The sequence below is a fragment of the Pseudomonas sp. Marseille-QA0892 genome, assembly GCF_054950135.1.
Genome location: NZ_CM143104.1, coordinates 1902752 through 1913780 on the forward strand (window position 1 = coordinate 1902752; position 11029 = coordinate 1913780).

Below are 11029 nucleotides of genomic sequence, written 5' to 3' on the forward strand. Positions count from 1 at the left end.
CCCAAATTCGAGTCGCGAAGCGGCATCACACAGCGGCTGAAGCGTTAGACGTGCAACACGCTGCTTTCTTCCCGCGCATGCCGATGAGCCAATCATCGCTTGATCTTCAATGCCTTCACCGAGTGCGCCCGTTGCTCATCCAGTGAATTGTAGTAAGTGTTCTGCGTTGTACTTAGGGTGTTATGGCGAAGGTCCGCCTGAAGATCCTTCATGTCGCGATAGGGCGCATCAAATGTCGCAGAGGTATGCCGCAGCCAATGCAACGAGACGGAGCGCAACTGGTCGACCTCGTCGTCGCTCCAACCTTCTTCGGTCATGCGCGCCAGTGACCGATCGAAAACGTCCTGCAGCAACAGCCTTACATGGCGGTCCGATAGACCCGGCCGTCCCTTCACGCTACTTATAAGCGGCGTTTTTTCATGCGCTGAGGGCAGGGGAGGCAGTTGCAGGTAGCGGCGATAACGTACGAGATAGGTGTCGATGTAGTCGTCTCGCACGCTGATCTTCGCCGCTTTGTTGCCCTTGCCGACAACATGGAACCACCAACTCTTCGTCGAATCCCGGCGGATATCTCCCATGGTCGGCGTCCAGTTATCGCGGCCGACGAGATCGGATATGCGCAGGTACATACTGAAAAGCGTCGCGACGATAAACAACGTTCTCTCATGGGACGGATCTTCCGCAGCCATAAGCTCCGCCGTCTCTATCACGAAGTTCCACTGCAACTGCGTCAGAGAACGCGATGCCACTTCTACGGTGTTTCGCTGCTTGTAGACCGATTTCTGTTTAACGGCACGAAACGGATTGACCTCCGTGAGTCCTTCATCGATTGCGTGTTGGAAGAAACTGCCGCACACGGCAAACACCTGTGCAACCGACCCTTGGGACATGCGATAGGCTCGAGGTGGGAGGGCGGTCATCGATTCTGCCGCAATCTTGCGCTCTCGCTTGGCGACGGTCGTACTAAACGGCCGCCAATCCGGGTTGCACACAAAAATATCGGTTTCAGCCTTCTTCCGGCTCCCTTTGCGTATGAAGCGGGACCGGACCATCTTTCCGACCCAGTCAGACGGAGGATCGAGGCAGAACTCCATGAAAGCCTCGGCATCCTTGCGGCGCAGATCCAGCAGTGGCTTCTGCGCCACGAGTAGAGCCCATAGCAGAAGCCGCTCGACGTGTGTCCGATAGGAGTTGTATGTAGCCTCATTGCCCGCATAAGACTTCAGAAACGAGCGGACGGAACGGTAACTGTCAGCAGCGGCCATCTCTGCTGGAAAACCTTCAATAAACGTTTTAACTGCCGGCAGTTCGCCGGTCATGTGATGGAAATTAAGCTCGTGAAAACGGTCAAAGGTTTCAAACAACGGCTGTAGCGGCTGCGGCATTGTCTATTAGATTGGAGATTATTGAATAGCTCACAAGCATACTGCTCCGTGACAAATATGCAATATCCGGGTCTGGCTGTTATCGGATATTACATTCCTGTAGTAGCGTATCAGTCGGGTGTATTCGGCGCTTCTGCTTGAGTTTCCTGGTGAAACCCTTAAGGGGTATGCCGAACTGCGGTTTATCGCTTCCAGTATGCCTTTGCCACCTTATTTTATTGGAAAATCAGCTCGAGTCAGCGGCTACGGGACGCGAAACCGTAGCCCATTTCAGGCAGGGCAGGTCCGCCTTAAACACCATTACTTCAGGGATCAGCAGGTTATAAGGCCTGCAAGCTAGATTCGTGGTCCCGGTGTGCCGGGCTTTGAAAGCGGGTAATAGCATGGGACGAAGTTATATCCGCAGTTGATACGTTCCGCGTTCCCAACGCCGTTGTTGTGCGTTCAATGCCGGGTCCACAGTGCATATACCTTCACTAGATAGCATCAGCCGATGCGGGATACTCGCTTAGGACAGCAGCGGAGATCATTTCGGTTAAGTCATCGCCTGTAGCAGCTCCGTCAACGCGCTGAGTGTTCAGTGGGACAACTCAACTTCACCTCAGCTGCCTCATATGCCTGCAATCCTTCGGGTATATGGATACGTGACTTCAGTAGCCAAGCCATTCCAAGCTGCCTGGTGAGGCGTGTCTCAACGCACAATGCGGAACGGTCCATGGCCGATGCTTTTTAGGGGACGATGTGCAAGAACGTTTGTTACTTATCAGCATAGAAAACTGGCGTGCCGTGCACGGCGCTTCAATGGGCCCTCGGCTAATCCATGAGATCAAGGAGCACGAGCCTGCACAGGACGAGTGCTCAGCAACGAACTACATGCCGCGCCGATTTCCTGTCTGGATGCACAGCCCGCGGTTGACTGACTGCAGGTGAGCGCAGTTTGAGTGGTGAACCGATGGCCAAGACCCTTAAGGCGCAGAGGGACGCTTGAAAAGCTACAGGCAGGGTGGGAACGGAAGGCGATCCGCCTTGACTCCTGAAGACCAATCAACATATCCGTATAAGCGATTTAACATAATATACATTATGCGTATTTATAATCGCCTGCATCTGGTCAACGGTAACCGGTCCTCCATAGCTTCAGGCGTCTGGCCTTGATCGACGCTTGAAGCTTCCGTTAGTCCATTCAATCGACAAGCCCCGGGCCTCGCCCATTCTGATGCTCCATTGCAAACCGCTGACGCGCGATCCATTGCGATGGCGTCATTCCCAGCGTTGCCTTGAATGCAGCACGTAGCGCTTGAGAATCAGAGAACCCGCTTAGTAACGCCACACGATCAAGCCCAAACGTCCCGCGTACCATTTCTTCCTGCGCCTTTGCGACCCGTATGTGTCTCATCCAGTCCTGAAGGCTTCCTCCGGTTCGCTCACGGATGTGCCTCGTCAGGCTTCGGCGGCTAAGTCCAACCTGTTCGGCAAGATGGTTCAAGGACGGCTTTTGCTCAGGCGCATTGCGCAGCGCTTCGAGTGCATCGCTGAGCCGTTTCGCAGTTGATGATGCCGGGACAGCCTGCTTGAGTAATTGGGGCTGCTCACCTTGACGCTGCGGCGCCGCAACCAGATGTCGAGCGACTCGGTTCGCCTCGGTGACGCCTCGCATGCGCCCTAGCACATGAAGACAACAGTCCAAGCCGGCCGCAAGCCCGGCGGATGTAACGATATGGCCTTCATCGATGAACAGCGCATCTGAATCAACGCAAACGTCTTTGAATCGCTCCGCAAGCCTCGCCGCGTGTTGCCAATGGGTAGTCGCCCGCTTGCCAGCCAGCAGCCCCGCCTCAGCGAGTCCGAACGCCCCCAGGCACAAGCCGACCACGACGGCTCCGCGATCGGCCGCCTGCGAGAGGACATCCAGGATCTCAGGGTCCACCGAGTCCTGCGGATTACGCCAGCCTGGCAATATCACCAAGTCCGCATCTCGGGCGCGAGCCAAATCACATGGCACTTCGAGGGTGAGACCCTCGGCACTCCGGAGTCGCGCCTGACTGGCACAGACCGAAAGCCGGTCGCTTGAAAGAGCAAAGGGTTCACCAAACACCATAACGGGCGTCGATAGCAGATAGGGGCTGATCCCGTCATAGGCAAGAATGGCGATATGCATGGCCCAATCCTACTGTTAATTGGCTCTCAGGCCACTGTTGTGGTGTACCCGTGCTTGCGACGATATCGCCACTGAACACACACTTGGGGCCGCATATGCTACGCACGTTGCTCGTGATCGATATACAGAACGACTACTTTCCCGGCGGTGTCCTGCCTTTATGGGAGGCAGAGTCAACCGAGACCAGGATCATCCATGCGATTCAGCGTGCCCAGCAACAGGGCGATCGCGTCGTTCTCGTACGCCATGTCTCTCGGGCTGATGCCGGTTTGTTCGCGACCGGAAGCGCAGGCAACGAGATACGTACACAGGTTCTAGCCGTAGCCCCGGACGCCCCAGTCATTACCAAGCGCTTTGCGGATGCGTTTCAGGAGACAGAATTGTCCACCTGCGTTGAGGGCACTGGCCACTTGCTCGTGTGCGGAATGATGACGCAGAACTGCGTCGCGTTCACGGCGATGTCCACACTGGCACCAAGGTGCGACATCACCGTCCTTAGTGATCTCTGCACGGCCCCACTCGAGAGTGTTCACAAGATCGCGGTCAATGCGCTGCAATCCAAGATCAATGTCCGCACATCAAATGACATCTGGTAAGCAGGAGGGCTGATCAACCACCCTCCCACCTCCCCTGGTTCTGATCAGTACAACCGCCCTCCTTCGTATTGCGCGCTCGCCCGGCTCACTTTATTTGATATCCCGCAACGGACAGAGCCGTGGCAGTGCCAACGTTTTTCGACGAAGGATAAATTGCGTCAGATCAAGGATTTAGCTGCGCGAAACGGTTTATTGACCCAACGGTACTCGCAGTCCGTACAATGCCGCCTTTTTGCTGCGAGGCCCTTTATGATCGATTACCGTCGTGATGTGCGTGGCACAGTGTTGCTGATCCTTCGGGAGGCTGCGGTTTCCTGTGTCCTTCTCACCCTGTTGATCGGGGCAATCCTCTGGCAGGCCGGTACATTCGGGCTGGCAGTACTGTATGCATTCCCCATCTCGCTAGGGCTTGGGCTCGCGATCGCATCGATCACCACTTATGCCGGCCGCGACCGCCAACCAATTCATGAGCGTGCGCTCGTCGGTACCGCCATTTCAGGCCTTTTGATACTCAGTGTGGCCGTGGTTGCGATCTGGTTGGTGGGCACCTGAGGCTTCCAGCCATGAGAGCGTTTGTTCGACCGGCAACGGGCGGCTGAACAGATAACCTTGCACGTAGCGGCAACCCAGCCGCATCAACGCCTCGAGTTCCTCACGCGTTTCAACGCCCTCCACGATACTCTCCAGTCTCATGTCCTGGGCCAGCGTTACCAGCGACTTCACAATCTTGCTGCTTGAAGGCGACTGATGAATGTCCGTGACGAAGCTTCTATCCACTTTCAGCTTGGTCAAAGCCAGTGCGTGAAGTTGGCTTAGGCTGGAATAGCCCGTTCCGAAATCATCCAGCGACACTCCGCAACCCAGGTTCCGGAAATCCTGCACGGCGCGCTGCACCTGGCCAATGTCGTACATGATTGCGGTCTCCGTGATTTCGAAATCCAGGCGCGAAGGATCAAATTCATGGCTAATCACCATATTGGCGATAGCGCGGACTTGGTCGATCGCCCCCACATCGTGCGCAGACAGGTTGAACGAAAGGCGTATAGGCTCTGGCCAGGTGCGCGCCGCCTGAAGCGCTTTCTTCAACAGTGGCAGTGTTAATTGGCGGATCATGCCGATGCGTTCCGCCGTTGGTATGAAAACGGCGGGTGACAGCTCGCCAAGCTCAGGACTGCGCCACCGAGCCAGCGCCTCGAACGCGACAGTCGCGCCGGTGCGGCAATCCAGAATCGGCTGATAAACCAGATACAGCTCTCGATCCAGGTCAGCACGTCGCAGCGCATGTTCAACGGCAGCCCGCTCCTCCAACTGACGCCTATGGTCTTCACAGAACAGGCAAGTGAAACCGGGATTGTCTCGCTTTCCCTGGTACAGCGCGTAGTCGGCATACTCATAAAGCTGTTCCGCGCTGGTGGCGTTGTCAGGAAAGGTAGAAATCCCGACGGTCGCACCGACCAGCACCGGTGTATCAAGTACCGTGAACGTATCACGCAAAGACTCGAGGACCACGTCCGCAAACCGTTCTGCATCGGCTGCAGCTTGCTTGCCGGTAACTATGAACGCGAACTCATCACCCCCAAGCCGAGCGAGCAGTACACTCGGGCCCACGAACGGCTTGAGCCGGCTTCCCACACAAGCAAGCAGATTATCGCCTGCGCCGTGGCCATAAAGATCATTGACCAGCTTAAAGCCGTCCAGGTCGATCACGCCAACCGCGAGCTGCTCCCCCCGTGCGCACGCGCCGACAATTGCGTTGTCCAGCGTCGAGAAGAAGGCGCGTCGATTGGGTAGATCCGTCAATGCATCTTGGTTCGCAAGTAACAGGTTCTGCGAGCTGAGCCGCTCGGCATGGGCCTGCATGTCAATGAGTCGCGTAAAACTTCGATAGTGCGAATTGAGTACGATCAACATGGCGATCGATACCAGCGCGATATTCAGTGCAGTGGCGATGAACGTCGGATTACCCGTCGACGCAAAGAACACAACGAACGCGACGTCGACCACCACCGTTGCAGTCAATGCTGCCGGTCTGAGGTGCATCAGGCAGAAGATACAGACGATCACGGTGATGCCCATGAAGAAGGCAACGTGAGCCTGCGCGTAGGCATCACCGTATGGATAGAGCGCGAGAGACCATCCGGCGAACCCGGCCGCGATCACCACAGCCAATATATTGGTACGCCTCAGTGCCTGAACGATTTCAGTGGCCGACGGGTTGCGCAGGCGTTCCCTTCGCCACCAACGGACGCGAACTCCGCATACGGCGGTGAGCACCACTGGCACGAAGATCGTCAGAAGCAGAGGTGCTGAACTCAAGTGCGTGCTGGCAAGCGCCCATGTGTTGATCAGCAGTACGCCGTACATCATCGGAAGCTGGCGAGATAGCGCCCGAAACTGGGCGTCGAGTAGGCGCGGGTTGCCAGCATCTACAGACATGATGCTCTGAATGGACTTCAGCAGGGCTGCAAGCATCGGGAATTCCTGGCGCTTCGGGGGGCAGCTCGCCCCGGGCAGATCCAGGACGATTGAACAGGGTATCGACCGCCGTGCCGGCTGCTTTAGGCCCTTAGATCGCTTCAATGGGCATCTGAGCGTTTAGTGGGTCGCTGCACGAAGTATTCGACCTGGGTTGCTGCAACCGCGAAGACGCATAGGAAGAATATGGGCCTGACGGTTCGAGGTTCAATTTGTCGGTGAGCGGTTGGCGCTTCCCCCTTTGCTTCCAGCTCGACATTAAACTGGTGCGTCGCCGATGGATCTGCCTAAGCTGAAGACCGCGATGCTCTGAGAGGCGACTAAAGCAAACGCACAGTGGCCGCGCCTCAATCTGCCAGAACAGCCAATGAGGCGTTCAAATCATGGAACAGTGGGGTCGAGTTAGCGTACCCGCTATGAACAGGTGTAGATCGATCCAGATGCAACTGCCCTTCCCCCGCTTGCTATAACGACCGACGCTGGAGTGATTCGAGCAATAACGGCGCCCTGGGCGGAGCGATACCCTGTCCCGTGCCACCGCTGAAAAGTGGAACCACGCCTTCCTACAGTCCAGCTGTAGCTGCTTACCCTCGGCTTAGCCAGGCCAGCAGATCGTCGACTAGCTGAGCCAAGTGTCGGTTCGTAATCAGCACTTCGTCGATTGCATCGCCCTCTCCCCCCTTACACTACCTCTGCCTCGAACTTGATGCGCTGGGGCAAGGCAGAGCCTCTTCTCCAAGGGGTTATCGCGTGAGTCGCATAGACAAACCGGCCAGCCCGGTACCACACGAATATAAAGAAGGCCGCGTAGAGGATGACCGGGCCAACCTGCCCCCTGCGGACAGTTGTGTTGGCTCCTGCACTGCGGCAGATCGGCCGCTGGCGTGCGATACAGGTGATCGACCTGCGGGTCCATGACGGACTGGCTGCTGATCAGTTAGGCAGTGTAGGCACCGATGGGCAGCCCAAACAATGTCAGCGGTATCAGCACACCCTGAGTAAATACGTGCCATAGCAGCGACTTGAACCAACCTTTTTATCCGCTTTTGCCCAAGAACATACTTGGGCGCCGTAAGTATTTCGTCGGCTGGTATGCGGGCGCACCGTCAGCGTGCCATTTTGCCAAGATTGAAGATCGACGGGGCACATGGCAGATATCGGCCCTATTGTTCCGACGGATCGAGCATACATATTGAATATATTCGGATTGTCCTATAGACAGTTCACTTGCAGCTTTCCTTCCGGTTCCCATTTGTAAGCATTTCACCCCGGGCCTGTCTCTGATATTGAAAAGCCGGTAACCACAGGGCTTCGCGGCTACTATGGAATTGGACGGAGGTCGGAACCTTTTACGTTGGGCGTGTCGAAGTAGCCGGGTTCAAGGAAGAACGCGTCTCTGGTCGACGACATCAGCGTCGACCACCTCTGCCTGAAAAACCCAGTACGAAGGTTCAGGCCCAGTATCCACAGGATCGGCCGAAGGGTCGGTTGCTTTGCCGTGCTCGCACGGACAAGGAACAGACAGTGCCTTCTCGTGGTCTGCCATCTCGAAGCAATGCGGAGCTAAATTTGAAACTCATCACAGTGTATGGAGAGGTTCTGCCCCCCGATGTGGGTGTGCTCATGAACAAACAGCCGTTCGGTTTCCCCTCGTACGTTACTGAGGTGACTTGTGACGACCGCTAACTTCAAATCGGGCGATCCACTGATTAAGAGGCTCTGTCTCCTGGACGACGACGAAGTCCCGGAACTCTTCGACGAGCTCAGCAAGGTAAATTCCCCTACGGTGCTCGGTTTTCTCAATCAGCACGGCTACAACATTGCTCAGAAATACCCGCAGGCGCAGAAGTACTTCGAACAGATGAGGTACATGCTTCGCGACGGGGTGGGTATCAAAATGGCCTGCAAGGCGAACGGGCTCGACCCGAAAGCCAACCTGAACGGTACCGACCTTATCCCTGCCCTCGTCAGGCATGTGGCGGAGAATCCAGAGCGTCCTTGTCAGTTTTTTACGATGGGCACGCGGGACCCCTGGCTGTCCCAAGGTTCCGCAAAGCTATTTCAAGGGCATAGCTTCCACGCCATTGATGGCTTCCAGAAAAACGACGTTTACCTGAACTTTTTCCGACAGCATTATCAGACCGGGAAGCTGGCTGTCGTCGTCCTCGCGATGGGTATGCCGCGTCAGGAAGAAGTTGCCGCTTATCTTAAGCGCGAACTCGACGTCCCCTGCATCATGATCTGTGGCGGCGCTATCGTAGATTTTTGCGCGGAGCGCTTTGCACGTGCGCCGGCGGTCTTCAGGAAATTCGGGCTTGAGTGGCTGTTCAGACTGTTAATGGAGCCGCGTAGACTGTTCAAGCGCTACGCAATTGGCATTCCTGTATTCATGTACTACGTCCTTCGTAATAGCTCATCCAGCTCTAGTGGCGTCGGCAAGGAAAGCGTCGCCAACCGCGAACGCTGACTGCTATCTTCAAATTGAAATAAATAAGGCTCACTTTTCCAGGTGGGCCTTTTTTTTATTCGGGGAAAGTGCCTATCCACACTTCCTATTCCTATATTGATCTATATCAATGCACGGTTGAATTGAATATGCACTGGAACCGCTCTGGCGCGCTGCCAACGGGGGCTGCCAGCTATTCGCGTGTTACTCGGCAGACAGCCAGAACTTTCCTTCATGCGCCACGGTCAGGTGCTGTGTGGGGGAGCTGAACGTCGGCGCTCGGTCGACGCATACCAGCAGGAATCGAAGGCTGTGTGCTCATTCTGTTCGGCACTTATTTTGCTGAGCCAGACGTGCGACACCAGGGGTAGGTGCCCGCCGCATTTCAAGTTGGGAATCGGCTATCGGAGATCGTCATGAGCAATGCCGCGGTAAATTATGGGGAAGCGTTAGGCGCTCTCGTTTCAGGTAGCACACCCAGTCGCGTTAAACCGAACCTTGAAGTCAAGAGTTTGGTTGAAAGTAAAAGACGTATCCTTTTTGTAACTTCCGAGATGGCAGATCTGGTCAAGGTAGGCGGCCTTGGTGACGTTTCGTCCGCTCTACCTCGGGCATTGCGCGACAAGCATGACGTTCGTGTCCTTATTCCCGGGTTTCCCCAGGTCGTAAATAGCGGCCATACCGTTCGTGTGGTTGGCGAGTTGGCCGGCCATGCTGCCTTGCCGCCGGCTAAAATCGGCCGCATCGATCTCGAAGACGGTTTGATCGTCTATGTCCTGCTGTGCCCGGAGCTGTACGAGCGTCCCGGCACACCCTATGGCGATGCAAAGGGCCAGGATTGGGCCGATAACCATATCCGTTTTGCGCGATTGGGATTGGCTGCTGCCGACTTCGCTGCTGGTGCAGCCGGCATTCTTTGGAGCCCCGAACTGGTGCACGCAAACGATTGGCCGGCTGGATTGGCGCCTGCCTATCTGCGCTGGAGAAAGCAGCCGACGCCAAGCATTTTCACTGTACACAACCTCGCCTACCTGGGGCTTTGCGAACCGCATAGCGGACCCGAGCTTGGCATCCCGCGCGATGCCTTCGGCCTTGACGGCATGGAATTTCACGGCAAGCTTTCGCTGCTTAAGGCTGGTATTTCCTACGCCGACCATGTGACTACCGTGAGTGCCACCTATGCACGCGAAATTACAACAGAGGCCTTCGGCTGCGGCCTCGAGGGCCTACTTCGCAATAAGCTGCGCCAGGGTTTGCTGAGCGGCATCCCAAATGGTATCGACGAAAGCTGGGACTCGGAATCGGACGAGCATCTCATCAGCCCGTTCGCCGCACGCGATTGGGTAGGCAGAGACGTTCACGCCGCTTATACGCGCAATCTCTTCGATCTGGACATGGACCGTGCGCCCCTGTTCGCGGTCGTATCTCGCCTCGTCTATCAAAAAGGCCTGGACCTTACGCTTGGCGTGGCGGAAACCATCGTCGAAGCCGGCGGGCAGCTTGCCGTTATCGGCCGAGGTGAGCCTGCATTGGAAGAGGCCATGCGCGCGCTTGCAGAGCGCTTCCCGGGCCGTGTGGGCGTTCATATAGGCTTCAACGAAACAGACGCACGCCGGATGTATGCCGGCAGTGACTTCCTACTGATGCCATCGCGCTACGAGCCATGCGGGCTCAGCCAGATGTATGCCCAGCGCTATGGTTCATTGCCGATCGCACGTCGGACGGGTGGTCTTGCCGATACCATCGAACACGGCGTAACGGGTTTCCTCTTCGACGATGCAAGCGTGGAGTCCTACCGCGTGGCTGTAAAGCAGGCGCTAGAGGTGTATCGCTATCCCGAGCTGTTCCATGCCATGCGTTGCCGCGCGATGGCAGCGCCTTTCTTCTGGCACCAATCGGTGCATCCCTACGACAACCTTTATCAAACCCTGCTGACAAAGAAGAACGAAGCTCGTCTCGAACATTGATA

7 protein-coding genes are annotated in these 11029 nt (G+C 56.3%); 4 read left to right on the forward strand and 3 right to left on the reverse strand.

Annotation, left to right across the window (positions count from 1 at the left end; translation table 11 throughout):
* Positions 1–92: 92 nt before the first annotated feature.
* Both ACY8D3_RS08905 and ACY8D3_RS08910 read right to left on the reverse strand, forming a co-directional pair.
* The gene (locus tag ACY8D3_RS08905; RefSeq protein WP_462383465.1) at positions 93–1385 is read right to left on the reverse strand and encodes a tyrosine-type recombinase/integrase; all 1293 of its coding nucleotides are present in this window, start codon (positions 1383–1385) and stop codon (positions 93–95) included.
* Between the two features lie 1183 nt (positions 1386–2568).
* Positions 2569–3543 (reverse strand): GlxA family transcriptional regulator, encoded by a 975-nt coding sequence (locus ACY8D3_RS08910; protein WP_462383467.1) that lies wholly within the window; start codon positions 3541–3543, stop codon positions 2569–2571.
* 95 nt (positions 3544–3638) lie between these two features.
* Here ACY8D3_RS08910 and ACY8D3_RS08915 point away from each other — a divergent pair, with 95 nt between their 5' ends.
* Both ACY8D3_RS08915 and ACY8D3_RS08920 read left to right on the forward strand, forming a co-directional pair.
* Positions 3639–4139: a cysteine hydrolase family protein gene (locus ACY8D3_RS08915; RefSeq protein WP_462383469.1), complete on the forward strand. Its 501-nt coding sequence runs from the start codon at positions 3639–3641 to the stop codon at positions 4137–4139.
* A gap of 249 nt (positions 4140–4388) precedes the next feature.
* Complete coding sequence (locus tag ACY8D3_RS08920; protein ID WP_462383471.1) at positions 4389–4691, forward strand: hypothetical protein; 303 nt, start codon at positions 4389–4391, stop codon at positions 4689–4691.
* Here the strand turns inward: ACY8D3_RS08920 and ACY8D3_RS08925 are convergent.
* Positions 4635–6611: a putative bifunctional diguanylate cyclase/phosphodiesterase gene (locus ACY8D3_RS08925; protein ID WP_462383473.1), complete on the reverse strand. Its 1977-nt coding sequence runs from the start codon at positions 6609–6611 to the stop codon at positions 4635–4637. The genes ACY8D3_RS08920 and ACY8D3_RS08925 overlap by 57 nt on opposite strands.
* A gap of 1675 nt (positions 6612–8286) precedes the next feature.
* Here ACY8D3_RS08925 and ACY8D3_RS08930 point away from each other — a divergent pair.
* Entirely contained in the window at positions 8287–9081 is a 795-nt protein-coding gene (locus ACY8D3_RS08930) for a WecB/TagA/CpsF family glycosyltransferase (RefSeq protein ID WP_462383475.1), read from the forward strand.
* Between the two features lie 395 nt (positions 9082–9476).
* Positions 9477–11027: a glycogen synthase GlgA gene (glgA, locus tag ACY8D3_RS08935; protein ID WP_462383477.1), complete on the forward strand. Its 1551-nt coding sequence runs from the start codon at positions 9477–9479 to the stop codon at positions 11025–11027.
* Positions 11028–11029: the final 2 nt, after the last annotated feature.